At 70.5% G+C, this 26519-nt stretch carries 24 protein-coding genes and 3 pseudogenes; 21 read left to right on the plus strand and 6 right to left on the minus strand.

The features are described 5' to 3' along the window. The first annotated feature begins 21 nt into the window (after positions 1-21). Both ACZ607_RS17115 and ffh read left to right on the plus strand, forming a co-directional pair. Positions 22-2472 carry a [protein-PII] uridylyltransferase gene (locus ACZ607_RS17115; RefSeq protein WP_469735472.1) on the plus strand — a complete coding sequence of 817 codons (2451 nt, stop codon included), beginning with the start codon at positions 22-24 and terminating at the stop codon, positions 2470-2472. Positions 2473-2629: 157 nt separating this feature from the next. After that, on the plus strand, positions 2630-4177 hold the full coding sequence (gene ffh, locus ACZ607_RS17120) for a signal recognition particle protein (protein ID WP_469735473.1): 1548 nt from the start codon (positions 2630-2632) through the stop codon (positions 4175-4177). Positions 4178-4249: 72 nt separating this feature from the next. On the opposite strand, the gene ACZ607_RS17125 is transcribed toward ffh, so the two are convergent. Continuing rightward, positions 4250-5113, minus strand: a complete 864-nt coding sequence (locus ACZ607_RS17125) for an SAM-dependent methyltransferase (RefSeq protein WP_469735474.1) — start codon at positions 5111-5113, stop codon at positions 4250-4252. 533 nt (positions 5114-5646) lie between these two features. On the opposite strand from ACZ607_RS17125, the gene ACZ607_RS17130 reads away from it, so the two are divergent. From ACZ607_RS17130 to ACZ607_RS17195, 14 genes and pseudogenes are all read left to right on the plus strand, one after another. Beyond that, on the plus strand, positions 5647-6240 hold the full coding sequence (locus ACZ607_RS17130) for a hypothetical protein (RefSeq protein ID WP_003965961.1): 594 nt from the start codon (positions 5647-5649) through the stop codon (positions 6238-6240). Positions 6241-6395: 155 nt separating this feature from the next. Next, the gene (gene rpsP / locus ACZ607_RS17135; protein ID WP_099177594.1) at positions 6396-6836 is read left to right on the plus strand and encodes a 30S ribosomal protein S16; all 441 of its coding nucleotides are present in this window, start codon (positions 6396-6398) and stop codon (positions 6834-6836) included. A 2-nt stretch (positions 6837-6838) separates the two neighbouring features. Next, a complete protein-coding gene (locus tag ACZ607_RS17140; protein WP_014153811.1) occupies positions 6839-7078 on the plus strand; it encodes an RNA-binding protein in 240 nt (79 codons plus the stop codon). Positions 7079-7169: 91 nt separating this feature from the next. Beyond that, a complete protein-coding gene (gene rimM / locus ACZ607_RS17145) occupies positions 7170-7814 on the plus strand; it encodes a ribosome maturation factor RimM (protein WP_469735475.1) in 645 nt (214 codons plus the stop codon). Then, positions 7814-8635, plus strand: coding sequence for a tRNA (guanosine(37)-N1)-methyltransferase TrmD (gene trmD, locus ACZ607_RS17150; RefSeq protein WP_469735596.1), 822 nt, complete (start codon positions 7814-7816; stop codon positions 8633-8635). The genes rimM and trmD overlap by 1 nt, the downstream gene beginning before the upstream one ends. Positions 8636-8759: 124 nt before the next feature. Continuing rightward, entirely contained in the window at positions 8760-9110 is a 351-nt protein-coding gene (gene rplS, locus ACZ607_RS17155; protein ID WP_033304056.1) for a 50S ribosomal protein L19, read from the plus strand. Between the two features lie 45 nt (positions 9111-9155). Beyond that, positions 9156-9929 (plus strand): signal peptidase I, encoded by a 774-nt coding sequence (gene lepB / locus ACZ607_RS17160; RefSeq protein ID WP_469735476.1) that lies wholly within the window; start codon positions 9156-9158, stop codon positions 9927-9929. Continuing rightward, complete coding sequence (gene lepB / locus ACZ607_RS17165; protein ID WP_469735477.1) at positions 9922-10980, plus strand: signal peptidase I; 1059 nt, start codon at positions 9922-9924, stop codon at positions 10978-10980. The genes lepB (ACZ607_RS17160) and lepB (ACZ607_RS17165) overlap by 8 nt, the downstream gene beginning before the upstream one ends. Continuing rightward, the gene (gene lepB / locus ACZ607_RS17170; RefSeq protein ID WP_469735597.1) at positions 10898-11779 is read left to right on the plus strand and encodes a signal peptidase I; all 882 of its coding nucleotides are present in this window, start codon (positions 10898-10900) and stop codon (positions 11777-11779) included. The genes lepB (ACZ607_RS17165) and lepB (ACZ607_RS17170) overlap by 83 nt, the downstream gene beginning before the upstream one ends. Positions 11780-11829: 50 nt before the next feature. After that, the gene (gene lepB, locus ACZ607_RS17175; RefSeq protein ID WP_469735478.1) at positions 11830-12603 is read left to right on the plus strand and encodes a signal peptidase I; all 774 of its coding nucleotides are present in this window, start codon (positions 11830-11832) and stop codon (positions 12601-12603) included. Next, positions 12593-13081, plus strand: a complete 489-nt coding sequence (locus ACZ607_RS17180) for an NUDIX hydrolase (RefSeq protein ID WP_469735479.1) — start codon at positions 12593-12595, stop codon at positions 13079-13081. Before lepB (ACZ607_RS17175) ends, ACZ607_RS17180 begins: the two co-directional genes overlap by 11 nt. 63 nt (positions 13082-13144) lie before the next feature. Continuing rightward, positions 13145-13453: a DUF2469 domain-containing protein gene (locus ACZ607_RS17185; protein WP_003965949.1), complete on the plus strand. Its 309-nt coding sequence runs from the start codon at positions 13145-13147 to the stop codon at positions 13451-13453. Positions 13454-13628: 175 nt separating this feature from the next. After that, positions 13629-13988: a YraN family protein gene (locus ACZ607_RS17190; RefSeq protein WP_469735480.1), complete on the plus strand. Its 360-nt coding sequence runs from the start codon at positions 13629-13631 to the stop codon at positions 13986-13988. After that, a pseudogene (locus ACZ607_RS17195) lies at positions 13988-14149 on the plus strand (magnesium chelatase domain-containing protein); the annotation flags it as partial. The gene ACZ607_RS17190 and the pseudogene ACZ607_RS17195, both read left to right, overlap by 1 nt. 114 nt (positions 14150-14263) lie before the next feature. Here ACZ607_RS17195 and ACZ607_RS17200 read toward each other — a convergent pair. Genes ACZ607_RS17200 through ACZ607_RS17215 form a run of 4 tightly spaced genes read right to left on the minus strand, consistent with a single transcriptional unit; the run spans position 14264 to position 20083 of the window. Then, positions 14264-14683, minus strand: a complete 420-nt coding sequence (locus ACZ607_RS17200) for a hypothetical protein (protein WP_469735481.1) — start codon at positions 14681-14683, stop codon at positions 14264-14266. Beyond that, a complete protein-coding gene (locus tag ACZ607_RS17205; RefSeq protein WP_469735482.1) occupies positions 14680-16800 on the minus strand; it encodes an integrase in 2121 nt (706 codons plus the stop codon). The genes ACZ607_RS17200 and ACZ607_RS17205 overlap by 4 nt, the downstream gene beginning before the upstream one ends. Further along, positions 16797-18536: a hypothetical protein gene (locus ACZ607_RS17210; RefSeq protein ID WP_469735483.1), complete on the minus strand. Its 1740-nt coding sequence runs from the start codon at positions 18534-18536 to the stop codon at positions 16797-16799. Before ACZ607_RS17210 ends, ACZ607_RS17205 begins: the two co-directional genes overlap by 4 nt. After that, entirely contained in the window at positions 18533-20083 is a 1551-nt protein-coding gene (locus ACZ607_RS17215) for a site-specific integrase (protein ID WP_469735484.1), read from the minus strand. The genes ACZ607_RS17210 and ACZ607_RS17215 overlap by 4 nt, the downstream gene beginning before the upstream one ends. Positions 20084-20152: 69 nt before the next feature. On the opposite strand from ACZ607_RS17215, the pseudogene ACZ607_RS17220 reads away from it, so the two are divergent. From ACZ607_RS17220 to ACZ607_RS17235, 4 genes and pseudogenes are all read left to right on the plus strand, one after another. Next, positions 20153-21613, plus strand: a pseudogene (locus ACZ607_RS17220) (YifB family Mg chelatase-like AAA ATPase); the annotation flags it as partial. Next, entirely contained in the window at positions 21610-22782 is a 1173-nt protein-coding gene (dprA, locus tag ACZ607_RS17225; RefSeq protein ID WP_469735485.1) for a DNA-processing protein DprA, read from the plus strand. The pseudogene ACZ607_RS17220 and the gene dprA, both read left to right, overlap by 4 nt. Before the next feature lie 262 nt (positions 22783-23044). Beyond that, positions 23045-23881, plus strand: a complete 837-nt coding sequence (whiG, locus tag ACZ607_RS17230; RefSeq protein WP_033304072.1) for an RNA polymerase sigma factor WhiG — start codon at positions 23045-23047, stop codon at positions 23879-23881. A gap of 96 nt (positions 23882-23977) precedes the next feature. After that, positions 23978-24535: a TetR/AcrR family transcriptional regulator gene (locus tag ACZ607_RS17235; protein WP_469735598.1), complete on the plus strand. Its 558-nt coding sequence runs from the start codon at positions 23978-23980 to the stop codon at positions 24533-24535. Between the two features lie 20 nt (positions 24536-24555). Here ACZ607_RS17235 and ACZ607_RS17240 read toward each other — a convergent pair. Next, positions 24556-25248 (minus strand): annotated as a pseudogene (locus ACZ607_RS17240) (peptidoglycan DD-metalloendopeptidase family protein); the annotation flags it as partial. Between the two features lie 276 nt (positions 25249-25524). Between ACZ607_RS17240 and rpsB the strand changes: the two are divergent. Further along, positions 25525-26439, plus strand: coding sequence for a 30S ribosomal protein S2 (gene rpsB / locus ACZ607_RS17245; RefSeq protein ID WP_469735486.1), 915 nt, complete (start codon positions 25525-25527; stop codon positions 26437-26439). Positions 26440-26519: the final 80 nt, after the last annotated feature.

Genomic DNA, 26519 nt, shown 5'->3' on the forward strand with positions numbered 1-26519 from the left:
TGTGAACGGAAAGGCAGCTGGGTGACGAGCACCGAAGTGACCACCGAAGCAGAGGACTCGGGACCCAGCGGTTACGCGGCGGCCCGGCTGCGTCTCCTCCAGGAGGAGACGTGGTCCGGGCCGCCGCGCCGTGCCGCCCTGGCCCGGCTCACCGACGACTGGCTCAACGGGCTGTTCACCGCGGCCGCCGAACAGGCGGGGGTCCGGGGCGCCGCCCTCGTCGCCGTCGGCGGATACGGCCGCGGCGAGCTCTCCCCGCGCAGCGACCTCGACCTCCTGCTGCTGCACGACGGCAGCGCCGACGCCGGGGCGGTCGCCACCCTCGCCGACCGGATCTGGTACCCCGTCTGGGACCTCGGCCTCGCCCTCGACCACTCCGTACGCACACCCGGCGAGGCACGCAGAACCGCGGGGGAGGACCTCAAGGTCCAGCTCGGACTGCTCGACGCGCGCCCCGTCGCCGGGGACCTCGGACTCGTCGCCGGCCTGCGGACCGCGATCCTCGCCGACTGGCGCAACCAGGCGCCCAAGCGGCTCCCCGCACTCGACGAGCTCTGCCGCGAGCGGGCCGAGCGCATGGGCGAGCTCCAGTTCCTCCTGGAACCCGATCTGAAGGAGGCCCGCGGCGGCATCCGCGACGCCACCGCCCTGCGCGCCGTCGCCGCGTCCTGGGTCGCGGACGCACCCCGCGAAGGCCTCGCGGAGGCCCGCCGTACGCTCCTCGACGCACGCGACGCGCTCCACCTGACCACCGGCCGGGCCACCGACCGGCTCGCCCTCCAGGAGCAGGACCAGGTCGCCGGGGCCCTCGGCCTCCTCGACGCCGACGCCCTGCTGCGCCAGGTGTACGAGGCCGCACGCACCGTCTCGTACGCCACCGACGTCACCTGGCGCGAGGTCAACCGCGTCCTGCGCGCCCGCTCCGTACGGCCCCGGCTGCGGACGATCCTCGGCGGCGCCAAGGCCGCCCCGGAACGCACCCCGCTCGCCGAGGGCGTCGTCGAGGCCGACGGCGAGGTGGTCCTCGCGCGCACCGCCCGCCCGGAGCGCGACCCCGTGCTCACCCTCAGGGCCGCCGCCGCGGCGGCCGAGGCGGGCCTGCCGCTCTCCCGGCACCTCGTACGCCACCTGGGCACCGCGGCCCAGCCACTGCCCGTACCGTGGCCCGCCCAGGCCCGCGAGGAGCTCGTCACCCTGCTCGGCGCCGGCGAGTCCACCGTCGGTGTGTGGGAGGCGCTGGAATCGGAAGGCATCGTCACCCGCCTGCTCCCGGACTGGGAGCGGGTCCACTGCCGCCCGCAGCGCAACCCCGTCCACACCTGGACCGTCGACCGGCACCTCGTCGAGACGGCCGTGCGCGCCTCCCACCTCACCCGCCGGGTCGGCCGCCCGGACCTCCTCCTGATCGCCGCCCTGCTCCACGACATCGGCAAGGGCTGGCCCGGCGACCACTCCGTCGCGGGCGAGGTCATCGCCCGCGACATGGCCGCCCGCATCGGCTTCGACAAGCAGGACGTGGGCGTGGTCGCCACGCTCGTACGCCACCATCTGCTGCTCGTCGAGACCGCCACCCGGCGCGACCTCGACGACCCCGCCACCGTCCGCTCCGTCGCCACGGCCGTGGGCAGCGCCTCCACCCTGGAACTCCTGCACGCCCTCACCGAGGCCGACGCGCTGGCCACCGGGCCCGCCGCCTGGAGCTCCTGGCGGGCCTCCCTCGTCGCCGACCTGGTCAAGCGGGTCGCCGGACTGCTGGCCGGTGAGGAACCCCCGGCGCCGGAGCCACTCGCGCCCAGCGCCGAGCAGGAACGCCTCGCCGTCGAGGCACTGCGCACCGGCGAACCCGTACTGTCCCTGCACACCCGGCCCGAACCGGCCGCCGAGGAGGGGGCGCCCCAACCCGTCGGCGTCGAACTCCTCATCGCGCTGCCCGACCGCCCGGGCGTCCTGCCGGCCGCGGCCGGGGTGCTCGCCCTGCACCGCCTCACCGTGCGCGCCGCCGACCTGCGCGCCGTCGAGCTCCCCACCGAACTGGGCGGGTCCGCCGATCTGCTGGTGCTCAGCTGGCGGGTCGCCGCCGAGTACGGCTCGCTCCCGCAGGCCGCCCGGCTGCGCGCCGATCTCGTACGCGCCCTGGACGGCTCCCTGGACATCCGGGCCAGGCTCGCCGAACGTGAGGCGGCCTATCCACGGCGGCGCGGGGTGAAGGCCCCGCCCCCCAGGGTGAGCGTCGCGGCGGCGGGCTCCCGCCTGGCCACCGTGATCGAGGTCCGCGCGCAGGACGCCCCCGGGCTGCTGCACCGGATCGGCCGGGCGCTGGAGCGGAGCGGGGTGCGGGTCCGCAGCGCCCATGTCTCCACCCTCGGGGCGAACGCGGTGGACGCCTTCTACGTGACGGACCCCGACGGTGCGCCGCTGGCTCCCGAGCGGGCCGCGGAGGTGGCCCTGCAGGTCGAGAAGGAGCTGGGCTGACCCTCCGGGTCCGGGCCGCGCGTGCGGGCCCGTGCCGGGCCGCCCGCCGGGCCTTTCGTCACGAGAAACGGGCGAGGGCTTTGCGTTCTCCGGGGTCCGGATACCCTGGAGAACGACTGACCTGCCACGCCCCCGACCCTGAGGACCGACGAGCGCCGTGTTCGATACTCTCTCCGACCGCCTTAGCGCGACTTTCAAGAACCTCAGGGGCAAGGGCCGCTTGTCCGAGGCGGACATCGACGCCACGGCTCGCGAGATCCGTATCGCCCTCCTCGAAGCCGACGTGGCCCTGCCCGTGGTCCGCGCGTTCATCGCCAACATCAAGGAGCGGGCGCGCGGCGCCGAGGTCTCCCAGGCGCTGAACCCGGCCCAGCAGGTCGTCAAGATCGTGAACGAGGAGCTCGTCGGCATCCTCGGCGGCGAGACCCGCCGGCTCCGGTTCGCCAAGAACCCGCCCACCGTGATCATGCTGGCGGGTCTGCAGGGTGCCGGTAAGACCACCCTCGCCGGAAAGCTCGGCCTCTGGCTCAAGAGCCAGGGCCACTCCCCGCTGCTCGTCGCCTGTGACCTCCAGCGCCCCAACGCCGTCAACCAGCTGAGCGTCGTCGCCGACCGCGCGGGTGTCGCGGTCTACGCGCCGGAGCCGGGCAACGGCGTCGGCGACCCGGTCAAGGTCGCCCAGGACTCCATCGAGTTCGCCAAGGCCAAGGTCCACGACATCGTGATCGTCGACACCGCCGGCCGCCTCGGCATCGACGAGGAGCTGATGCGGCAGGCCGCGGACATCCGCGACGCCGTCAGCCCCGACGAGATCCTCTTCGTCGTCGACGCCATGATCGGCCAGGACGCGGTCAACACCGCCGAGGCCTTCCGCGACGGCGTCGGCTTCGACGGGGTGGTGCTCTCCAAGCTCGACGGTGACGCCCGCGGTGGTGCCGCCCTGTCGATCGCCCACGTCACGGGCAAGCAGATCATGTTCGCGTCGAACGGTGAGAAGCTCGAGGACTTCGACGCCTTCCACCCCGACCGCATGGCCTCCCGCATCCTCGACATGGGTGACCTGCTCACCCTGATCGAGCAGGCGGAGAAGACCTTCAGCCAGGAAGAGGCCGCCAAAATGGCCTCCAAGCTGGCGTCGAGCAAGGGCAAGGACTTCACGCTCGACGACTTCCTGGCGCAGATGGAGCAGGTCAGGAAGATGGGCTCCATCTCCAAGCTGCTCGGGATGCTGCCCGGCATGGGGCAGATCAAGGAACAGATCAACAACATCGACGAGCGCGACGTCGACCGCATGGCCGCGATCATCAAGTCGATGACCCCGAAGGAGCGCGCCGAGCCGACCATCATCAACGGCTCGCGGCGGGCCCGTATCGCCAAGGGATCCGGTTCCGAGGTCTCCGCGGTCAAGGGCCTCGTCGAGCGGTTCTTCGAGGCCCGCAAGATGATGTCGAAGATGGCCCAGGGCGGCGGCATGCCCGGGATGCCGGGCATGCCCGGCATGGGTGGCGGTCCCGGCCGTCAGAAGAAGCAGGTCAAGCAGGCCAAGGGCAAGCGCAAGAGCGGCAACCCGATGAAGCGCAAGGCCGAGGAGCAGGCAGCGGCGGCCCGCCGCGAGCAGGCGGCCCAGGGCGGCGCGTTCAACCTGCCGGCCCATGAGGACAAGAACTTCGAACTGCCGGACGAGTTCAAGAAGTTCATGGGCTGACCGGTCCCGGGGACCGGTGACGAAGGGGCGCCCCGCCCGGCGGGGCGCCCCTTCGCCGTCGTACGAGGGACGTCAGGACACGCACACCAGGTAGCGGAAGACGTTCGGCATCCACACCGTGCCGTCGGGCCGCAGATGCGGATGCAGAGCCTCCGCGACCTCCTTCTCCACCTGCGTACGGTCCGTCGCCCGTATCGCCGCGTCGAACAGCCCGGTCGACAGCAGACCGCGCACCGCGCTGTCCACGTCCGCGTACCCGAACGGGCAGGACACCCGGCCCGAGCCGTCGGGCTTCAGCCCGGCCCGCGCGGCCACCTCCTCCAGGTCGTCCCGCAGCGCCGGCCGCCAGCCGCTCCCGGAGCGCGGGGCACGCGCCGACTCCGTGAGCCGGGCCGCCACCCGCAGCACCGGGGCCGTCGCACACCGCTCGGGCGGACCCCAGCCGGCCAGCACCACCGTGGCCCCCCGCACCGCCAGCGGCACGGCGGAAGCCAGCGCGGGCGCGAGCCCCTCCGAGTCGCCGGCCGCACAGCCGATCGGCTGGAAGGCGGTCAGCAGGTTGTACGGGGCCTCACCGTCCGGGACGGCCGCCGGAACGCGGTCGAGGAGCCTCGCCCGCGGATCCGTACGGCCGGGGCCGTCCTGGCCCTGACCGGACGCGAGGCGCTCACGGGCCAGGGCGAGCCGTTCGTGGTCGGTGTCGACGCCGGTGACGCGCGCCCCGCGCGAGGCCGCGATCAGCAGCGCGAGCCCGGAACCGCAGCCGAGGGAGAGCATCCGCGTACCGCCTCCGACTTCGAGGCGCTCGTACACCGCCTCGTAGAGCGGTGCCAGCATGCGCTCCTGGATCTCGGCCCAGTCACGGGCGCGGGTACCGGCGTCCACCGGGGCGGACGAATCCGCGTACCTGTGGTGCCGGACGAGCGTAGGTGTCATGGAATGCGCCCCAATCCGCCGTGAGGTCGGTCGTGCCCGAGTGAGGTCCCCCATGTCTATGTGCTGTGTGTGTGCGCCCACAGCCCCCGTATGTCAGAGAACTCCGCATCGGCGGTCCCGTCCAGAGGTCGGACGGGGTGGGATGGCATTGCTTGCGTGCTCCGGTCGTGCGCCCCCGGCGCCGCGTGTCCGGTGCGGGCGCCGGGAACAGCGCGCCTGCCGCTCGCTTCCTCACAGTCTTACCCGACACGCGGGACGCAGCACGTCGAGCGCTCCGCGCGCGGTCCGCGACCCGCCGTGCGACCGGTGTGCGGCCGCCCTTCCGCGCCGGGTACTGTCACCCGCGGGGCGCCCGTCCACGCGGGTGCGTACGCGTTGCTACGTACCGGCTTGGTGCGAGCTGTGAGACTTCCTCCGCTGATCTGCGCACCCGCCCTCGTCCGGACGCATCAAGGGCAACTGACTGGTACGTGCAAATTATTTGGGATGGCCCGGAATAGGAACACCGGAGCACTCAGGCTCGTTGTCACGACGTGAGCACGACACCACCTGTACTTGCCGCAGAGCTGGCACAGGCGTGGGCCGACATTCAGCGGTACCACCCCGAGCTGCCCGATCTTGCCGCGCCAGAGTCCCTGATCGGAGAGTCCTCGTCCGCCTGTGGCGCCGAGCTCTCCTTCGAACGGCTGCTCCATGAGGCAGTCCACGGCATCGCCGCCGCGAGAGGTGTCCGGGACACCTCCCGGGCCGGCCGCTACCACAACCGACGCTTCCTCGCGATCGCCGAGGAGCTGGGCCTCGACCATGCCGAGGAGCCCCACCCCAGCAGCGGATTCTCGCTGGTGACACTGAATCCCGAGGCCAAGCGCAGATACCGCCCGACCACGGAGCGGCTGCAGCGGGCGCTCAAGGCGCACACCGTGGCCACCGCGGCGGACACCAAGCGCTCGTTCCGCGGTCCGGCCGCCCGGCACGGCTCGTCCGGAGGAGGGGTGCGGGTCAAGGCCGTCTGCGACTGCGGGCGCAACGTCCGCGTCGTTCCCTCGGTCCTTGCGCAGGCGCCGATCGTCTGCGGTGGCTGCGGCAAGCCCTTCCGCATCCCGGAAGCGGCGGTCGCGGTGGGGTGACCCGATGTGGTGTGGCACAATGGTCAGCTGTACTCGACAGTCGCACAGGACCCCTCTCTCCTCCGGCTGACGCGTCCATCGGGCACCCGAGTACCGCAACCCCACGTGGCATCTTTTGTGCCCAACCACGTCAGAGACCAGGAGACACCACTTCCGTGGCAGTCAAGATCAAGCTGAAGCGTCTGGGCAAGATCCGTTCGCCTCACTACCGCATCGTCGTCGCCGACTCCCGTACCCGCCGTGACGGCCGGGCCATCGAGGAGATCGGCCTGTACCACCCGGTGCAGAACCCCTCCCGCATCGAGGTCAACTCGGAGCGCGCGCAGTACTGGCTGTCCGTCGGCGCCCAGCCGACCGAGCCGGTCCTCGCGATCCTGAAGCTCACCGGTGACTGGCAGGCCCACAAGGGCCTCCCGGCCCCCGCGCCGCTGCTGCAGCCGGAGCCCAAGGCTGACAAGCGCGCCCTGTTCGAGGCCCTGGCCACGGACGGCGACGAGGCCAAGGGTGAGGCCATCACCCAGAAGGCCAAGAAGTCGGACAAGAAGGCGGACGAGGCGGCTGACGCTGCCGCGTCCACCGAGTCGACCGAGGCCTGAGCATGCTCGAGGAGGCTCTTGAGCACCTCGTGAAGGGCATCGTCGACAACCCCGACGATGTGCAGGTCGCCTCGCGTGACCTGCGCCGTGGACGCGTGCTGGAGGTCCGGGTTCACCCCGACGACCTCGGCAAGGTGATCGGTCGTAACGGCCGCACCGCACGCGCCCTGCGTACCGTCGTGGGTGCCATCGGCGGACGTGGGATCCGTGTCGACCTCGTCGATGTGGACCAGGTTCGCTGAAAGAGTTGAACACCGGCCGGGGCCGGGGAGGGCTTTCGAGCCGTCCCCGGCCTTTGTCGTCCGTACGTACACCATCACCGGGAGAGACAGCGTGCAGTTGGTAGTGGCGCGGATCGGCCGCGCCCACGGCATCAAGGGCGAGGTCACCGTCGAGGTGCGCACCGACGAGCCCGAACTCCGGCTCGGTCCCGGGGCCGTCCTGGCCACGGACCCGGCCGCCAGGGGGCCCCTCACCATCGAGTCGGGCCGGGTGCACAGCGGCAGGCTCCTGCTGCGCTTCGAGGGTGTCCAGGACCGTACGGCGGCCGAGGCGCTGCGCAACATCCTGCTGATCGCCGAGGTGGATCCGGCCGAACTCCCCGAGGAAGAGGACGAGTTCTACGACCACCAGCTGATCGACCTCGATGTGGTGCTGGCCGACGGTACCGAGATCGGGCGGATCACCGAGATCAGCCACCTGCCGTCGCAGGACCTGTTCATCGTGGAACGGCCGGACGGCAGCGAGGTGATGATCCCCTTCGTCGAGGAGATCGTCAGCGAGATCGACCTGGAGGAGCAGCGGGCCGTCATCACCCCGCCGCCGGGTCTCATCGACGAGAGCGAGGCCGTGATCGCCTCCACGCGCGACGAGGAGGAGGACGGCTCCGCCTCCGGCGAGGACGGCGGCGAGGGCGGCCCCGGCGCGGACGGCTCCGAGGGTGACGCCGCGGGTGACGCGAAGAAGGGCGACGCGTGATGCGGCTCGACGTCGTCACGATCTTCCCCGAGTACCTGGAACCGCTGAACGTCTCGCTCGTCGGGAAGGCGCGCGCCCGGGGCCGGCTGGACGTGCACGTCCACGACCTGCGGGACTGGACGTACGACCGGCACAACACGGTCGACGACACCCCGTACGGCGGCGGCCCCGGCATGGTCATGAAGACCGAACCCTGGGGCGAGGCCCTGGACGACGCGCTGGCCGACGGTTACGAGGCCGGGGCGCACTCCCCGGTGCTCGTGGTGCCCACGCCCAGCGGCAGGCCCTTCACCCAGGAGCTGGCCGTCGAGCTCTCGGAACGGCCGTGGCTGATCTTCACGCCCGCCCGCTACGAGGGCATCGACCGCAGGGTGACGGACGAGTACGCGACCCGGCTGCCGGTCGTCGAGGTGTCCATCGGGGACTACGTCCTCGCCGGCGGGGAGGCCGCCGTCCTGGTGATCACCGAGGCCGTGGCCCGGCTGCTGCCCGGGGTGCTCGGCAACGCCGAGTCGCACCGCGACGACTCCTTCGCACCCGGCGCCATGGCGGACCTGCTGGAGGGCCCGGTCTACACGAAGCCGCCCGAGTGGCGGGGGCGGGGCATTCCCGAGGTGCTGCTCAGCGGCCACCACGGCAGGATCGCGCGCTGGCGACGGGACGAGGCCTTCCGCCGTACCGCTCTGCACCGGCCGGACCTCATCGAGCGCTGCGAGGCGTCGGGCTTCGACAAGAAGGACCGCGAGATGCTCTCGATCCTCGGCTGGTCCCCGGCTCCCGACGGACGATTTTGGCGCAGGCCCGAGGCCGTGGAAGAATAGCCTGGCTGTACGTCCGGCGTGCGCCCCTGCCACAGGGGGAAAGACGCCCGCCCGATGTCATCAGCATCCGAACCTCACACTCTCCCGTCGATGACCTGTGGCATCGGCGAAGAAAGCAGATCACATGACTTCCCTGCTCGATGGCGTCAACGCCGCCTCGCTCCGTACCGACCTCCCGGCGTTCCGCCCCGGTGACACGGTCAACGTCCACGTGCGCGTGATCGAGGGCAACCGCTCCCGTATCCAGCAGTTCAAGGGCATCGTCATCCGTCGCCAGGGCTCGGGCATCAGCGAGACCTTCACGGTCCGCAAGGTCTCCTTCAGCGTCGGCGTCGAGCGCACCTTCCCGGTGCACAGCCCGATCTTCGAGAAGATCGAGCTCGTCACCCGCGGTGACGTCCGTCGCGCCAAGCTGTACTTCCTCCGTGAGCTCCGCGGCAAGGCCGCGAAGATCAAGGAGAAGCGCGACCGCTGATTCACCTCCGGCGTTCACAGCGCGGCCGGATAGAATCCGGCTCCGATGGACACGGAAGCACAGCACATGGAGCGCGATCGCTCCTCCGGCCCGGCAGACGGGACGGAGGAGGGGTCGCGCTTCACGCATGTCCGGAAACCGACGGGTGCGTCGCTCTCCTGGCGGCGGACCGTCTTCCTGGGCATGCTCTGCACGGCCGCCCTGCTGCTCTTCAGCACGTTCGTGCTGCAGCCCTTCCTCATCCCCAGTGGCTCGATGCAGCCCACGCTGCGTGTCGGGGACCGGGTCCTGGTCAACAAACTGGCGTACCGTTTCGGCTCGGAGCCCCGGCGCGGCGACGTGGTGGTCTTCGACGGCACCGGATCCTTCGTGCAGGAGACGGCGTCCGACGGGAACGCGGTCGGCGCGCTGCTGCGCGGGGCGGCCGCGGCCCTGGGGCTGGCCGAACCCGCCGGGTCCGACTTCGTGAAGCGGGTGGTGGGCGTGGGGGGCGACCGGGTGGTCTGCTGCGACGAGCGGGGGAGGCTCGAGGTGAACGGTGCGCCGGTCGCCGAGGAGTATCTGCACCCCGGTGACCGTCCGTCCGACGTCGCCTTCGACATCGTGGTGCCCGACGGCAGGCTGTGGATGATGGGGGACCACCGCAGCAACTCACGGGACTCCCGGGACCACCTGGGGCAGCCCGGAGGCGGCATGGTGCCCGTCGAGCGGGTGATCGGGCGGGTCGACTGGCTCGGCTGGCCGCTCGGCAGGCTCGGCTCCCTGGAGGGCACCGACGCCTTCACCGGGATACGGCCGGTGGACGCCGACCATGGGTAACCGGGGGCGAAGGCGCGGAGCACCGGACACGGATCCGTCGCTGCCCACCGGGTCGAGGCCGACCACGAGCCGCTCGCTGCCCACACGGGCGGAGCGCCGCAAGCTGGCCCGTAAGGTCAAACGCCGCCGGCGCCGGTCCGCGATCAAGGAGATACCCCTCCTCGTCCTGGTGGCGCTGCTGATCGCACTCGTACTCAAGACCTTCCTCGTCCAGGCCTTCGTGATCCCCTCCGGATCGATGGAGCAGACCATCCGGATCGGTGACCGGGTGCTGGTCGACAAGCTGACCCCCTGGTTCGGGTCCGAACCCCGGCGCGGTGACGTCGTCGTCTTCAAGGACCCGGGGGGCTGGCTGCAGCAGGAGACCACCCCTCCCGAGGACCCGCCCGCCGGCGTCAAACAGATCAAGGAACTGCTGACCTTCATCGGACTGCTGCCCTCCGAGGACGAGCAGGATCTGATCAAGCGTGTGGTGGCCGTCGGGGGCGACACCGTGAAGTGCTGCGGTACCGACGGCAGGATCACGGTCAACGGGGTGGCGCTCGACGAGCCGTATCTGAACCCCGGTGATGTGCCGTCCACGCTCAAATTCGAGGTAAAGGTTCCCGAGGGCCGGATCTTCGTGATGGGTGACCACCGTTCGAATTCCGCGGACTCGCGGTTCCACCTCGACAAGCCGGGACAGGGCACGGTGTCGGAGGACGAGGTCGTGGGCCGGGCCGTGGTGATCGCCTGGCCGTTCGGGCACTGGCGCCGGCTGGAGGAGCCGGGAACGTACGCCTCCGTCCCCGAGGGGAGCGCCGGAGCGACGGCCGGGAGGGTCCCGTCGAATAGTGTGTCCTCCCAGGATCGCAACGGAATGGTCCTGCTCCCGACCCCTGCGGAACTCCCGCTCGTTATGGGAGTGGTGGGCCTGCGCCGAATCGGGCGCGGGCGGTGGCACGGAGTGAGGAGTGGATGTGGGGGATTTGGCGGTCGGCGCACGATCCGGACACGACGAACCCGAGGACCGGCCTTCGAGCGACGGGATCCCGGTGGATGCGGAGAGTGACGGCGAGTCCCCGGGCGGTGGCAGTACGGCGGCGAAGAAGCCGCGCTCGTTCTGGAAGGAGCTGCCGCTCCTCATCGGCATCGCGCTCATTCTCGCGCTGCTGATCAAGACGTTCCTGGTGCAGGCGTTCTCCATCCCCTCGGACTCCATGCAGAACACCCTGCAGCGGGGCGACCGGGTGCTGGTCGACAAGCTGACGCCGTGGTTCGGCTCGGAGCCGGAGCGCGGAGAGGTCGTGGTCTTCCACGACCCGGGCGGCTGGCTGGAGGACACCGCGACGCCCGAGCCCAACGCGGTGCAGAAGTTCCTGAGCTTCATCGGACTGATGCCGTCCGCCGAGGAGAAGGACCTGATCAAGAGGGTGATCGCCGTCGGTGGCGACACCGTGGAGTGCAAGAAGAACGGGCCGGTGACGGTCAACGGCAAGGCGCTGGACGACAAGTCGTTCATCTTCGAGGGCAACAGCGCCTGCGACGACGAGCCGTTCGGGCCGATTCATGTGCCCGAGGGCCGGATCTGGGTGATGGGCGACCACCGGCAGAATTCGCTGGACTCCCGTTACCACCAGGAGCTGCCCGGTCAGGGCACGGTCTCCACGGACGAGGTGGTCGGACGGGCCGTGGTCGTGGCCTGGCCGATCAACCGCTGGGCGACCCTGCCGGTGCCCAAGACGTTCGACCAGCCCGGGCTGAACGCGGCCGCCGCCGCGGCCGTGCCCGGTGCACTGGGTGTAGCCGGAGCGCTGCCCCTCGTGTTCTGGCGTCGCCGCAGGCTGACCCGCGGGCATACCGCCGGGTAGGGTGCCGACTCGGATCAGCGATTGTCGATCTCCGATGGGGGAGCGCTGGGATGAGTGGATCAGGACGTCACGACGGCCGCGGCCGGTTCGGCACCATGCTGTCGAACCTGGCCGTGGCCGTCGGCTGTGTGCTCTTCCTCGGCGGTTTCGCCTGGGGAGCGGTGGTGTACAAGCCGTACACCGTGCCGACCGACTCGATGACGCCGACGGTGAACGCCGGCGACCGGGTCCTGGCGGAGCGGGTGGACGGCGATGACGTACGGCGCGGTGACGTCGTCGTCTTCACCGACTCGACGTGGGGCGACGTGCCCATGGTGAAGCGGGTCGTCGGCGTCGGCGGCGACAAGGTCGCCTGCTGCGACAAGGAGGGCCGCCTCACCGTCAACGGCAAGCCCATCGAGGAACCGTATCTGCGGGCCGAGGGCGCCTCGGCGCTCGCCTCGGCGGGCGGTGGGGGCTCGGCATCCGCCCAGAAGTTCACGGCCGATGTGCCCGAGGGACAGCTGTTCCTCCTCGGGGACGAACGCAGCACCTCGATGGACTCCCGGGTCCATCTGGAGGACCCGGGGCAGGGCTCGGTCCCGCGCAGCGCCGTCGAGGCACGGGTGGACGCCATCGCCTGGCCGATGAACGGCATGATCGGCCGGCCCGACGCCTTCGCGTCCCTGCCCGGCGGTGTGTCGTCCGAGGGGCCGCTGCCCCTGCAGATCGGTGCGGTGGTGGTGGGGGCGGTGCTCATCCTGGGCGGAGCCGCGTACGGCCCGCTGGCGGCGCGCTCCGCACGGGGGAACACGAGGCCGAAGGCGTCCGCCGGTGCCCACTGAGACGCGCCGGGTCGCGCGCGTGGTGCTGCTGGACCCGGACGACCGCATCCTGCTGCTGCACGGTTTCGAGCCGGCGGATCCGGCTTCGAGCTGGTGGTTCACCCCGGGCGGCGGCCTGGAGGGCGGGGAGACCCGCGGGGAGGCGGCCCTGCGGGAGCTCGCCGAGGAGACCGGGATCACGGATGTCTCCCTCGGCCCCCTGCTGTGGACGAGGACCTGCTCCTTCCCGTTCGACGGGCGGCGCTGGGACCAGGACGAGTGGTACTTCCTGGCCCGTACGACGCAGACCGCGACCGACCAGAGGGGCCTCACCGAGCTGGAGCTGCGCAGTGTCGCCGGTCTGAGGTGGTGGACTTCCGCCGAACTTCTGGCCACGCGTGAGACGGTGTACCCGACCAGGCTCGCCGGGCTGCTGCACACGCTGCTCGACGAGGGTCCCCCGAGTGCTCCGCTGGTTCTCACCCCCGAAATCGTGTAATCGGCCAGGGGTGCGTGGGGCTGACGCACAATAGGGGGACGCACGGCTGAAGGGGAACATGCCATGAGTGCCGAGGACCTCGAGAAGTACGAGACCGAGATGGAGCTGAAGCTCTACCGGGAGTACCGCGATGTCGTCGGTCTGTTCAAATATGTGATCGAGACCGAACGGCGCTTCTACCTCACCAACGACTACGAGATGCAGGTGCACTCGGTCCAGGGTGAGGTCTTTTTCGAGGTTTCCATGGCGGATGCGTGGGTCTGGGACATGTACAGGCCCGCCCGGTTCGTCAAGCAGGTCCGCGTCCTGACATTCAAGGACGTGAATATCGAGGAGCTCAACAAGAGCGACCTCGAACTCCCGGGCGGCTGATCCAGCGCGTGATCCCGGGTGTCCCGCCGGCTTGATCCCCGGTCCCCGAACGCGATCCCCGATGACCCGGTTCACTCGTCCGAGTGGCCGGGATATTCACAACGGTCCGGTTGTCCACCAAGATCCAAAAGATCGGCCGGGCCGCGTCACAGTCGGTGCCGGAGGTGGTGCCGATATGAACGCACGGGGGGCACTCGGGCGGTACGGCGAGGATCTGGCGGCACGGCTGCTGGCGGATGCCGGTATGACGGTGCTGGAACGCAACTGGCGATGCCGCGCCGGAGAGATCGACATCGTCGCCAGGGACGGCGACGCGGTGGTCGTCTGTGAGGTGAAGACCCGCAGGGCGGGCTCCTTCGAACATCCCATGGAGGCCGTCACACCGGCCAAGGCCGACCGGCTGCGCAGGCTCGCCGAGATCTGGGTCCACCGGCACGGCGGTCCGCCGCCGGGCGGGGTTCGTATCGATCTGGTCGGCGTCGTCATGCCCAGGCGCGGCGCCCCGGTCGCCGAGCATGTGCGGGGCGTGGCCTGATGGGGTTCGCGCGGGCGTGCTCGGTGGCGCTGGTCGGTGTCGAGGGCGTGGTGGTGGAGGTCCAGGCCGATCTGGAGCCGGGGGTGGCGGCGTTCACGCTCGTCGGCCTGCCGGACAAGAGCCTGGTGGAGAGCCGGGACCGGGTGAGGGCCGCCGTGGTCATCCCTGTCAAGTCAGCGTGTCGAGATTCTTGAGAGCCCGGAGGGCCCGGCTGATCGTGGTTGGGGCGGGGGCGCCGGAGGTGCCCCCGCCCCGGAGATCTGTGAGCCGCGCTGTCACTCATCCGAGCGGAATTGCCTGCGCTGGATCGGGACCACGTTCGCGTGGGAGTTCGTGAGGGCCTCGCGGAGTTCTTGGTTCTCCAGGGTGAGCTGGTTGACGACCCTGACGAGTGCTGGGACGTCGGCCCGTAGCTGACCGAGTTCCTTGTTCTTGTTGGAGATGGTCTCCTTCAGTTTCACGATCTTCTGGCGAAGACGGGCTTCGTCGTCCGGGGTGGCTCCGCGTTCTTTGACGCGCTGGTAGAACTCGTTCTTCAGATCGAGGTGCCGCTGGGTGAGGGCATTCCTCGGGACGCCGGCTTCCTGGGCGAGGGCGACGATGGTGAGGGCGCCGTTGGATGCCTGTGGGGCGCCGGACAGGATGCGATCCATGGCGTCACGGATGCGGTCGCGTTCGTCGAGGGCGGGAGTCATGAGGCTTCCTGAAGAGTGATGCGGGTGCGGTCGTGGTCGTCGGCGATGGCCCGGAGCTTGCCGGCATTGCCTCGCAGTCGATCGCCGACCGGCTTTGGGCAGATTGCGGCGCGCCTGTCGAGGATCTCCGCTCGCTCACGGATCCGAGCGGCGTGCTGATCGGTGCGGACGATGTTGCCGCAGCCAGGGACGCAGTGGTCAAGGCTGGGGGTGTCCTTTGCGCCGTCGCGATGGCAGAGAGCCTGCTCTCGCCGGTAGTGACAGAGCAGGAGGGCCTGCGGATTGTCGTGGATCATCTCGTCGTCGTTCGCCAGTAGACGGCGGGCGGTGGTCGCATTGATCACCGTTCCGGCAAACCGCGGGGCCTGGACAGCAGTCCTGATGGCCCGCCGGGCCGCAGGACCGGAGACACCCTCACCGGCCTCGAGAGCGTCGTGGAGCCCGGAGACGGTGTCGACGACAGCAAGCACGGTCTCCATATCGACGAGCTCATGGATGCCGCCGCGGCTGCGGGAGGCGTACCCCTCCGAGACCAAGGTTGTCCGCAGGTGCCCGTATTGGATGGCGAGAGCGACCAGGCCGTTGGGGCGACGGGCGATGTGCCAGGCCAACGACCTGCGGAAACGCTGCGTGCCGACGTTGCCGTGCGGGTCGGGCGGGATGACCTCGTGAACAACGCCGTGGGCGGTAGCCTCCTGGTTCGCCCAGGCGATGAAGGCCTCGATCCTGGTGCGGACGGCGCTGGCCTTCAACGAGCCGGTGCCAGCGCGAGGCGTCAACAGGTCATGGGCCTGGTGGTCGAACAGCAGATGCCCCTCGGGGACGATGAGTTCCAGGACACGGATGGCGTTGACGACCGGGGCGATGGCGACCCAGGGCACTTCGCGTTCGACGCCGGAGGGGTTGTGATTGCCATCCTCGTCGGTGGCGGTCTTGTATTCGTGGCCGCGGATCAGATGCCTTCCAACAGATCCGTTGGTGTCCGGCTCGGGATCGGGGCAGCAGCCCGTCCGCAGCCCGAGAACCTCCTCGGGGCGCATTCCAGTCAAATACGACAAGGTGATGAAAGCTGCTGTTCCGAGGTGCCGCATCAGGCTCGCGCTCTCGCTGAAGTCGATGCTCTCCCGCCAGGGGCTGCCGTTGATGCGGCCAGTCACGGGCGTGTCCAGCGGGCAGCGGCCCGGCCGGCGCCGGACCGCTGCCACCAGGTCGTGCTTCTGCACGAACTGCTCGATGACGCGCTTGGAGGCGCCGGTGAGACCGCCGATGTATTGCCGGGCGAGACTGGGCTCGCCTTGGTTCAGCAGGCTGGGCAAGGGGGCGTCGGCGGCAAGAAGCGGCGCCAGGAGAGCGGTGAGGGCGGCTCGCCCGGCTGCAGTCGTGCGACTCGTGCGAGCGATCTCCCGCAGCCTCTGGGCTTCCTTCCAGGCGGCGAGGATGTCTGCGGAGAAGTCGTCGACCACGCGGATTGCCCAGACCAGGAGAGGCCCCATGGTCTGCTCGGACAGCGGCTCGACGGCGTTCTCCCCGCCCGTGGACGTCGCGGCCGGGAGGTAATCGTCCACCCCCAGCTCGTCCCAAGGCGGCCGGGCGATGCCGATGGGACGGGCGGAGAGCTCGTCGAAGGCCCAGAGCCGGGTCAGGGCGCCCAAGATGCGTTCGACGTGGTCCCGAGTGCAGTCTTTGTTGTTCAGATGCTGGGCGTACTCCTGCAGCACCGTCGTGTCGCAGTCGGCGAGGGTGGTGATGTCCCTCCCAGTCAGCCAGGTCGCGAAGTGAGACCACTGACGCACCGTTTCGACGGTGCGGGCGACGCCGAGCCGGGATCGGAGCCGGTTGCCCCGTTCCTTGAGGTAGGTGGGCCGAAGCTGCCCGTTGATCATGGTCCAGGCGATCAGCCGTATCTCGTCCTGGAAGACGACCGGGCAATTGCTCCAGAAGATCGCGTCCTTGGTCGCGCTGGGCTTGTCGGTGAGCGGGGCCATCAACCAGACCGGATCCGCGTACCGACTGTTGAGATGAGCGTGGCAGGCGACGACGCGGTGGCTAGGAACCACGAAGGTGGTGGGTGCGGGCAGAGGCAAGCGGTAGGGATCGAGCTCGGTGGCGGTGGTCACGTGTCGAGATTTCCGGTCAGCAGCAGGTCGATGAGGTCGCGGTCGGTGTCGGTGACGCGGGCAAGAGCCTGGCTCCACGTCCCGTCGCCGAGCTTGAGTTTCAGGTCTTCCAACTGGTCGTGAGGCTCCCCCCAGTCCCTCTGCCAGACGGGTGGTGGCAGCACCGACCGGAGGTTGCCGAGCGCGTGGTGCAGGTGGGCCAGGCGAGCGTGGTGTCCGGGATGGACACGGGCGTTCTCGCAGCCCAGACACATGAGGAACGAAGCACCGCAGCCCCCGTCCGGCGCCGGGTAGGGACCGTGATCGAAGTCCGAGCAGTCCGCCGTGGCGGTCTGCGTGTGGTCCGGTTCCGGCGCGTCGCTCAGCGTGGCGACCAGCACCGTCGCGCGAGCTCGGGCCGCAGCGTCCTCGGCGCCGCCGGCGATGTCCTCGACCGCGTCGGCCTGGACTCGCTTGTCGACGAGCGCGTAGGAGCGGTCGTGGGTGTCCTGACTGTGCTGGGTCGGCTCGCGCCGGTCAACCGCGACCACTGTCCGCCGTCCCCGCTGGAACGGTGAGCCGGCAAAGCCCTGATCCCGAGCCCAGTCCTTGGCATCGTTGTGGGACACCCCGAAGGAGAACACGGCGACCGACGGGCGGCGGTCCTGGTCCCTGCGGCCGCGACCGGGATGGTTCGAGCGCCAGACGACCAGGAGGTCCGTGCCGGGGGCGAGCTCCTCAACCCTGGCGCGGGCGAACCGGGTGGCCTGAAGGGCCTGAGTGATCAGGCGCCCCCGGGAGTCGGCTCCGTCATCGGTGACGTTCCTGGTCTCGAAGTAGCGGCCAGCACCACGCTTGCGCTTCTCCACCGGGATTCGGTAGGTGGGACGGCCGTCCTCACCCGGGTCCGGCAGAGCCTTGGGCACTTTCGCGCGGTCGATGGTGGACAGGTTCCATCCGTACTCGGCCAGCAAGAGGACGCCCAGCGCGGTCGCTTCCATCCGGGAAAGGAACAACCGGCGCCACGTCTGCTCTGATCCGCGGCCGCCCAGGGCCCTCAAGTAATAGGCGACAATGTCCCGCTTTCCGGTGTAGCGGGGGACGTCCCCGGTGCGGGCGATGTGCTCCAGAGCCTCCCCGAGCACCCAGTCCTGGCCACCTTCGGGAAAGTCCCCCCGCCGCCACCGCTCGAGGTGGCGGGCGTTGTCCTCGATCCGCAGCAGCGCTGCCCGGAACATCCGCCGGGCAGCCGTCTTGATCCGGTCGAACTCAGTCTCGGAGTACGACTGCCTCTGGCTCTTGGGCCTTGAGACCCGCCGGGCCAAGGCGTCGGCCACCGGCCCGGACTGCAACCGGGCATCACCACGCAGCAGCCGGGCGGTGTAGTCGAAGGTGTTGCAGCCGCCAGCGGCCTTCGACAAGCTCTGCCACCACCGGTTCACCAGGGCCCCGGTCAGCTCGCCGAGATCGCCAGGGGGATCTTCCTGCCCGGACAAGAACAGGGTGAACTGCTGCAGCTGACGCCAATACATGTTGGACGACGAGTGAGAGCGCCATTTGTGGGGCGTGCAGTGCGTGGCGAACAACCCAGCGAGCGAGCGCTGCATCGGCTCGGCGACCGGCAGGGTGCTGAAGTCGTACTCCTTGACGCGTTGTTCCTTGTTGGTATGGCGAACGGTCAGGCCGTTGTCAGCGAGTGGCTCGGGCCGGACGTGGTTGGCCGGAGGCAGGGATGCCCGGCGTCCGCGCGGGCTCACGCGCTATCACCTGCGGCGGGCTGCATGCGGTCGTCGATGTCCTGGATGCCTTCCGACTCCCGGGCAACACGAGCGAAGACCGCGTCCAACTCCGGCATCGGCGCCTCGATGCGGTCCTCAGCCGTGGCGAGCATGGCCCGCAGCTGCAGGTCAGCGACGGGCGCGAGGTAGTGCTTGACTGTCGTGTCCCGCGAGGCGTGACCCAAGAGGTTCTGGACCATGAACCACGGATCGCCGTAGAGCAGACGGAAATCCCTGCGTTCCTCAGGCGTCAGCCCGTAGCGCTGATCCATCAGATGGTTCAGGACAACGAGCATGAACAGGGCGAAAGAGTGCCGTGCGGCATGCGGGGTCGCGTAGGGCGCGAAGACCTGGTGCGGGTCCTTCCGCAGGTGCTCAGGCGGGGTGAGTATTCGCTCGCAGCGTTCGTTGGCCGTGCGGAAGACGCTCTCCCACGAAGGGGGCTGAAAGGGCAGACCCCGCTCGTTCAGCCAGAGCCACAACGGCTCAGGACCATGCGGGCCTTCCTCGAACAACAGCATCCTCTCCTGCCAGGTCAGCAGGTTGAGTTCCCGTTCCCCGATCACGCCCCTCTGGTCGCACCAACGGACCTTCGGCTTCAAGCCGCGGGTCACCTCCAGCAGCATCCACATTTCGGGGAGGCGGTCGTAGCGGCCGGCCTTCTGGGCCTTCCGCACTGCCCAGGCCCGCGACGACGCGACGTACGACTCCACGTCCCCGATCGCCTCGGAGGCCACGTAGTACATCCGCTGCTTCTTCGATCGCGTCACCTCGGAGGCCACCTTCCCCCGGTAGTAGCGGCCCCCGCCCAGCCTCCGCTTCGGAACCTCGAAGGTCAGCAGCGATCCGCCCTCACCCAGCCGCAAGCCCGAGGAGACAAGTGTCCGCACGAACGCGACGTTGCGGTCCTCCAGCCGACCCACCCAGCCCGGCTCTACTGCCCCCTCCCGGGTGTGCCCCCGCAGCCCGACGTCGATCCACCGCCTCCAGGCCCGCGGCGTCAGCCAGTGCACGTTGCTCGACCGGGCGTCATCAGCCCTCTGCTCGGGGACCATCACGGTCTCCCCGTTCCGCCCGACCACCTGCTTCATGAGCACCGGATTCCGGGTCAGGTAGCCCGCCTTCTTCGCCCACGAGTACAAACTCATGATCGCGGACAACTCCCGGTCCCACTTCGATCCGCCGATGCGGTCCGGATTCGTCGGAGCGAAGCGGCGCCAGTCCTCGTAATCCTCCAGATCCTTCGACGTGACCTCCGGCCACGTCTTCCCTCGGGCCCACAACGCGGTCAACAGCAGGGCAATATCCGTCGAGTAATTCCTCTTCGTCTCCGCCGTGTACCTGCTAAAAGGACGCGACTGCACGTACAGAGACAGCAACGGATCCACCTGAAAATCCGGGGACAAGAAGATCGGGTCGCCAGCCCGTATCCCCACCGCGTCCTCACGCGTCGGCAGATCCTCCCATCCGCCCAGCACGGCCTTGCGTACACCACCTCGTACCGCGTCCCGCGGCACCCAGAACACACGCCAACCCACTCGACGACACACCCCTCTTGATCGGCTTCAACATGCTGATCAAACAGGGAACTGAGCAATTCCGGGGCCGAGTGGCCGCAGAAGAAGCTCACGGTGGGGCTGTCGCCGGCCTCCGTGCCCAAAGGCGGATCGGGTTTCGACCTCGCTGTGGCGTGTGCGGTTCTCGGTGCGGCGGAGCGGATCGACCCGGCCTCCATCGCCGATGTGGTGATGATCGGGGAGCTCGGCCTCGACGGCAGGGTGCGCCCGGTGCGCGGGGTGCTGCCCGCGGTGCTCGCGGCGGCGGAGGCCGGATACCGGCAGGTCGTCGTCCCGGAACAGACCGCAGGGGAGGCGGCACTCGTGCCGGGCGTCTCCGTCCTCGGCGTACGGAGCCTGCGCCAGCTGATCGCGGTCCTCGGCGACGAACCCGTTCCCGAGGAGCCGCCCGCCGACCGGGGCCGCCCGGACTCGATGCTCGCCGGACTCATGGTGCCAGGAGCGGGCCTCGGCACGGGACTGGCCTCCCTGTCGGCCGACGGCACGGCACACCGGCCCGACCTGGCCGATGTCGCGGGTCAGGAGCGGGCGCGCAGGGCCCTGGAGGTGGCTGCGGCGGGCGGACACCACCTCCTGCTGTCCGGGCCGCCCGGGGCCGGGAAGACGATGCTGGCCGAGCGGATCACGGCGATCCTGCCACCGCTCTCACGACAGGAATCCCTCGAAGTGACGGCGGTGCACTCGGTCGCCGGCATCCTCCCCCCGGGTGAACCCCTGATCAGCAGAGCGCCGTACTGCGCCCCGCACCACTCGGCGACGATGCAGTCGCTCGTGGGCGGGGGAAACGGCCTCCCGAGGCCGGGAGCGGTGTCCCTGGCGCACCGGGGCGTCCTCTTCCTCGACGAGGCGCCCGAGTTCTCCGGGCGAGCCCTCGACGCGCTGCGCCAGCCCCTGGAGTCCGGACATGTGGTGGTCGCCCGCGCGGCCGGCGTCGTCCGGCTGCCCGCGCGCTTCCTGATGGTGCTGGCCGCGAACCCCTGCCCGTGCGGACGGCACACCCTGGCCGGTGCCGGCTGCGAATGCCCGCCCTCGGCGGTGCGCCGCTACCAGGCGAGGCTGTCGGGGCCGCTGCTCGACCGCGTGGATCTGCGCGTCGAGGTCGAGCCCGTCGGACGGGCGGACCTGATGGGCAGCGGGGGTCGCGGGGAGTCGTCGGCCGTGGTGGCCGCGCGGGTGCGGGAGGCCAGGGAGCGGGCCGCCGGGCGGCTCACGGGCACCCCCTGGACCACCAACAGCGAGGTCCCCGGGCACGAGCTGCGGACCAGGCTGGTCGCGGCGCCCGGCGCCCTGATGGCGGCCGAACGGGACATGGAGCGGGGCGTCCTCACCGCCCGGGGCCTCGACCGGGTCCTGCGTGTGGCGTGGACCGTCGCCGACCTGAGGGGTGCGGACCGTCCGGACGCCTCGGACATCGCGGTCGCGCTGGAGCTGCGTACGGGCATCCAGCGGGGGGTTCCGATGCAGGCGGGCGCCCTGTGAGCGCCCCGCCCGCCCACGGTGAGCGGGAGCGGCTGGCGCGTGCCGCCCTGACCAGGGTGTTCGAGCCCGGGGACGAGCGCGCCGGCCGCTGGATCCGCGAGGTCGGGCCCGTCGAGCTGATGCGGCGCCTCACCGGCGCGGACTGCCCGGCCCGGGTGCTCAAAGGGATGACGGCGACCCGGCTCGCCGGCTACCGCCTCCGGGCGTCGAGCGCAGCCCCGGGGAAGGACCTGGCGGACGTGGCCGCGATGGGAGGGCGTTTCGTCTGCCCGGGGGACCGGGAATGGCCCAGCCAGCTCGACGACCTGGGTGACGCGCGGCCGATCGGGCTCTGGGTGCGCGGCCGCTCCGACCTGCGGCTCTGGGCGCTGCGCTCGGTCGCCCTGGTCGGCGCCAGGGCGTGCACGCCTTACGGGGCGCACATGGCGGCGACACTCGCAGCGGGGCTCGCCGAGCGGGGCTGGGTCGTGGTCTCCGGCGCGGCGTTCGGGGTGGACGGGGCGGCCCATCGCGGGGCGCTGGCCGCAGGAGGGGCGACCATGGCGGTGCTGGCCTGCGGGGTGGACGTGGCCTATCCCCGGGGACACGCCGGGCTGATCGGCCGCATCGTGGAACAGGGCATGGTCCTGGGCGAGCTGCCGCCCTCGGACCACCCGACGCGCAGCAGGTTCATCCTGCGGAACAGGGTGATCGCGGCGCTCACGCGGGGCACCGTCGTGGTGGAGGCCGAGTACCGCAGCGGCTCCCTGGTCACCGCGAGAAACGCGCAACGGCTGGGCCGCTTCACGATGGGCGTGCCGGGCCCCGCCACCAGCGGTCTCTCCGCCGGGGTCCATGAACTCCTGCGCGGTGAGGGCGTCCTGGTCACCGATGCCGCCGAGATCACCGAACTGGTGGGGGAGATCGGCGAGATCGCCCCGGCCAGAAGCGGCCCCGTCCTGCCCCGGGACCACCTCGACGCCGCCTCCGCCCGGGTGCTGGAGGCACTGCCCGGGACCGGTGCCATGGACGGGCGCGACGTGGCCCGGAGCGCCGGGGCGTCGATGGACGAAGCACTCGGGCGGTTGTACGAACTCCACTCACTGGGGTTCGTCGAACGCGAGGGCGACAGATGGCGGTTGACGCCGGGACCCACACGCAATGGGGGCGTGCGGCGAGGCGGTACTTGACCCGGAGCATTCGGGTGAAAAGGTGATGCAGATGACTTCGGCAGTACCCGGACGGGCCCACGGGGGGCTGTGCGAGCGATGACGACCCGCGTCGTCGGGCCCGTCCGACAGCGGCAGAACGACGAGAGATGTGGAAGGCGATCGCACCGCACGGTTCCCTTGTCCTGAGCGCACCGCAACGCCTCCGTCACGCTACGCTCACAAGGATTCCGCCCCAGAGACACGTCCCAGCACTTCACAGCAGAACGGCTCAAGGCACCACATGCCCCAGCACACCTCCGGGTCTGACCGCGCGGCAGTACCACCGGCTGCGCGTGGCACTGTGCGTCCTCCCGCGCCCTCCTCGCTCGACGAGTTGTGGCGTTCGTACAAGACCACCGGCGACGAGAGGCTGAGGGAGCAGCTGATCCTGCACTACTCGCCGCTGGTGAAGTACGTCGCCGGCCGGGTCAGCGTGGGACTGCCGTCCAACGTGGAGCAGGCGGACTTCGTCTCGTCCGGGGTGTTCGGGCTGATCGACGCCATCGAGAAGTTCGACATCGAGCGGGCCATCAAGTTCGAGACCTACGCGATCACCAGGATCCGCGGCGCCATGATCGACGAACTCCGGGCGCTGGACTGGATTCCGCGGTCCGTGCGGCAGAAGGCGCGCAACGTCGAGCGGGCCTACGCCACGCTGGAGGCGCAGCTGCGGCGCACGCCGTCGGAGGCGGAGGTCGCCGCGGAGATGGGCGTCGCCCTGGAGGAACTGCACGCAGTTTTCAGCCAGTTGTCGCTGGCCAACGTGGTGGCCCTGGAGGAACTGCTGCACGTCGGCGGCGAGGGCGGCGACCGGCTCAGCCTGATGGACACCCTCGAGGACACCGCGGCCGACAACCCGGTCGAGGTCGCCGAGGACCGCGAGCTCAGACGGCTGCTCGCCCGCGCCATCAACACCCTCCCCGAGCGGGAGAAGACGGTGGTCACGCTCTACTACTACGAAGGCCTCACCCTCGCCGAGATCGGCAACGTCCTCGGGGTCACGGAGAGCAGGGTCAGCCAGATCCACACCAAGTCGGTGCTGCAGCTCCGCGCCAAGCTGGCCGACGCCGGACGCTGAGCCCGGGCGGCTTCGGCCACCGGTCCCGGACGCGGACCTCCCCTCCGGGCGGCCCCGCCGTAGAGTGGAGGCGTGCCCAGGATTCGAGCGGCCTCCGTGGCCGAGCACCGGACCATGCAGCGCGGCGCCCTCCTGGACGCCGCACGCTCCTTGCTGTCCGAGGGCGGTACGGAGGCGCTGACCTTCCCCGCCCTCGCCGAGCGCACGGGCCTCGCCAGGTCCTCCGTGTACGAGTACTTCCGCTCCCGCGCGGCCGTGGTCGAGGAGCTCTGCGCCGTCGACTTCCCCGTCTGGGCCGCCGAGGTCGAGAGCGCGATGGAGCGGGCCGGCACACCCGAGGCCAAGATCGAGGCCTATGTACGACGGCAGCTCGATCTGGTCGGGGACCGGCGCCACCGCGCGGTCGTGGCGATCTCCGCGAGCGAACTGGACGCGGGCGCCCGGGAGAAGATCCGTGCCGCGCACGGAGGTCTGATCGCCATGATCGTCGAGGCGCTCGCCGACCTGGGGCACACCGAGCCGAGGCTCGCGGCCATGCTCCTGCAGGGCTCCGTCGACGCCGCGGTGCGCAGGATCGAGCTGGGCGCGGCCGAGGAGCCGGGCATCGTGGCGGACACCGCCGTGGCCATGGTCCTGCGCGGCGTACGGGGCTGAGCCGAATCCCCGCCCGCCCCCGGGAGCGGCACGCCGAACACCGGCAGCAGCCTGGCGGGGCCCCGTCGCAGCAGTGACGGAGGCAGCAGCGTCAGCGGATCCAGATAGACGTCCCCGCGCCGCAGCCCCCAGTGCAGACAGCCGGAGGCGCAGTGGGACGGCTCCGGGCCGACCACCCCCACCACCTGCCCGGCGGCCACCTCGTCGCCGGCCGAGACCCGCGCCCGCACCGGTTCGTACGTGAAGCGCAGCGGCGGCTCCCCGCTCCCGGCCACATCGACGGAGACCACCCCGCGCCCCGCCACCGGCCCCGCGAAGGCGACCCGGCCCGGGGCGGCGGCCCGCACCGGGGTGCCCGGCGGGGCCGCGAGGTCGACCCCCCGGTGGCCGGGACCGTACGGACCGGCGGGCGGCTCCCAGCCCCGTACGCCCAGGGGCCGGCCGGCGAGCGGCCAGGCACGGCCGTCGGCGGGCGGGGCTCCCTCCGCGGCCCGTGCGGAGGCGGGCCACAGCAGGACCAGCAGGACCGCCGCCACGGGCGCGGCCAGCAGCGGCCAGAGGACCGCGGGCCCCGGTGAGGCCGGCAGGGCGGCCACATACACCGCCCGCCTCCGGGGCGGCGGCGGAGCGGCCGGTGAGCGCCCCGGACAGGGCGGCCGGGCCGGACGGGCGGCACGGGAGCGGACAGCGGTTCTTCCAGGTGAGCGGCGCATGACGCAACGATCTCCCGGAGCCCCGATCCGCGGGGATCATGGACCGGATCTGTGGACGACCGACCGGTTGTGGACATCGCCGTCACCCCGCACCCGGCGGGTCCCGTACACTTCTTCTGGCGATCCGGGTCACCGGGTCGACTTCGCACGCCCCTCCACCCCCTCTCTGCGGACGGTGGCCGCGCCTCTCGGTCCCTTGTGGCACGGCGCGTCGGGGCGTCAGGCGCGACAGCAATCCTGCGGTCGCGACAACCGAGTACCTCAAGGAGTACGGCCATGGCCGTCGTCACGATGCGGGAGCTGCTGGAAAGCGGCGTCCACTTCGGTCACCAGACCCGTCGCTGGAACCCGAAGATGAAGCGCTTCATCTTCACCGAGCGCAACGGCATCTACATCATCGACCTGCTCCAGTCGCTGTCGTACATCGACCGCGCCTACGAGTTCGTCAAGGAGACCGTCGCCCACGGCGGCTCCATCATGTTCGTCGGTACCAAGAAGCAGGCGCAGGAGGCCATCGCCGAGCAGGCGACGCGCGTCGGCATGCCCTACGTCAACCAGCGTTGGCTCGGCGGCATGCTCACCAACTTCTCCACCGTCTACAAGCGCCTTCAGCGTCTGAAGGAGCTCGAGCTCATCGACTTCGAGGACGTGGCCGCCTCCGGCCTCACCAAGAAGGAGCTCCTGGTCCTCTCCCGCGAGAAGGCCAAGCTGGAGAAGACCCTCGGTGGTATCCGCGAGATGCAGAAGGTGCCGAGCGCCGTCTGGATCGTCGACACCAAGAAGGAGCACATCGCCGTCGGTGAGGCGCGCAAGCTCCACATCCCGGTCGTCGCGATCCTCGACACCAACTGCGACCCCGACGAGGTCGACTACAAGATCCCGGGCAACGACGACGCGATCCGCTCCGTCACCCTGCTCACCCGCGTGATCGCCGACGCCGTCGCCGAGGGCCTCATCGCCCGCTCCGGTGCCGCCACCGGTGACTCGAAGCCGGGCGAGAAGGCCGCCGGCGAGCCCCTCGCCGAGTGGGAGCGTGACCTGCTCGCCGGCGACAAGAAGGCCGACGCCGAGGTCCAGTCCTCCGTCGAGACCGAGAAGGACGCCGCCGAGGACGCCAAGCCGGCCGCCGTCGCCGAGGAGCAGGCCGAGGCTCCCGCCGCCGAGGCCCCGGCCGCGGACGAGCAGGCCTGACACCCGTCAGTCACGGCTGAATGACGGCGGGGGCCGGTGCACCGGCACCGCCCCCGCCGTTCACCCGTAGATCTTTCAGA

It is taken from the genome of Streptomyces sp. NPDC104381 (genome assembly GCF_055583745.1).